General features: G+C 60.0%; 1 protein-coding gene and 1 pseudogene. Both read right to left on the bottom strand.

Translation table 11 applies throughout. The features are described from left to right. A pseudogene (locus ACIQOV_RS40570) lies at window positions 1-579 on the bottom strand (hypothetical protein); the annotation flags it as partial. A gap of 54 nt (window positions 580-633) precedes the next feature. Further along, the coding region (locus ACIQOV_RS40565) for an RICIN domain-containing protein (RefSeq protein ID WP_401056038.1) at window positions 634-1,668 on the bottom strand (1,035 nt) is incomplete at its 5' end.

The following is a 1,668-nucleotide window of genomic DNA, read 5'->3' as shown; positions in this document are numbered from 1 at the left end:
CGACGGCGCGGTACCGACCTGCACCTGCACCGAAACCCGGGTATCGGGCACCGGATTCGACAACACCGCCAACAGCACGTCGGCCTGCGTCAACTCCACCGACGCACCGAACGCACCGAGCATCCCCGTAAACGTCCTGTCGTCCGACCGATACTGCGCCCCCTTGTACACCCCACTGTTCAGCAGCGTGCAGGAATACAACAACGCGTCCTGCGTAGTGGCGAAGGCGGCCTCGCCACCACCCGGAACATCCGCCACCACTTGCGTGCCGGCCGGGATCTCCACAGGCCTCGGCAGCGCGACCGTCATCGAGAACTCCACCTGCGTCCGCGCCGGAGACGCCGGCCGCGGCTGCGCGCCGACTTCCGCCAGCACCGCCAACCGGTCCTTGTCAGCCGCCCGGTTCACCCGCTCGATGAGTGGTGCCACCATGCCGGCGCAGGCCTCCACCAGAGCCGTCCCCGCATCCGGACCATCCACACCCGCCCATGAAGGGACCTTCTGACGGACCGCCGACTTCGCGCCCGACACTAGGTCATCCATACTACGCTGATCGACAGGAGGAACGGGAATACTCATTGCACACTATCCTTCCAGATAAACCAATAGGCGACCTATGCGCCAGCGGCTGGCTTACGGGTTTCGTGGGACGAGGAATTCCCAGGCTTGATTGTCATGCCAGTTAATTTTGTACTGGATGACGGGCGCACCGTTCGAGGTCGATCCGCCGGAGACGTCGAGTACCTTGTTGCTTCGCACGTTGGTGATGAGCCAGTAGCTGTCCCACGAGCCAATTTTCCATTTCTGGGAGGGGTTGTCGGCGTCCGGGTATTCCTGGGTGGTTTTTGCGGAATCACTGGTCGAGTTTCCCTGGACGCCCATGGCGAGAAGTGAGTTTACGTTATGGAAGCGGGAGGCGCCTCCGCCGGCGGGAACGATGATCCATCGCTGATTGTTGTATCCAAGGTGGACCCACTGCTGGAGTGTGAGCCCGACGGTGGTGGAGCTGTTGTTGACATCGACAACTTTCCAGCTGCGCTTGTTGGCCACAACACAGGGGGTCGGGAATTGGAGGGCCCCGTAGACGGTGAACGACTTGATCCTGTCGTTGAGATGGCCGAAGACGGAGCTGATAGATCCGCTGGGAGGGATAAGTTGGAGTTTTCCGTGCTCGCTGGGCTGGTCGAATACCTCGATCGCGTTCGTGCTGTTGTTGCGGGCCGACGAGATCGCCCCGGAGGCTACACCGTAACGGGAGGTATTGGTGAGGTCGACATGGCCGACGGCGTTTTTGAAAACCCACTGAGCTCCGCCGTAGTTGCCGTCTCCATAAAGGCAGAAACAGTTCGCAGGCGGGCCGTTGTACACCTTGACGGACTTGACCTGGTCTTCGAGGGAACCTGGCGGGACAGCGACGGTGGTGGCCGGGTAGTAGAGTTGGCTGGTGCCGGTGCCATCGTTGTTTTTAAATAGTTCCAGGGTGTAATTAGTCTGATTGTTGACGGTGGAGATCCTGAGTGCGATATCGCCGTACAGGGTGGTGTTGGTGAGGTCAGTGAGGACGGCGGTGTCCTTGAATGTCCACTGCCTCATGGTGTTCTGGTTTGGAATTCTTTGTTCATACAGAGAGAAATAGCCGGGCCGCGGATTGCGATAGAGATAGACGGA

This window comes from Kitasatospora sp. NPDC091257 (assembly GCF_044757675.1).
Lineage (GTDB): Bacteria > Actinomycetota > Actinomycetes > Streptomycetales > Streptomycetaceae > Kitasatospora > Kitasatospora lactacystinica.
This window is presented reverse-complemented; position numbering and strand designations above follow the sequence as displayed.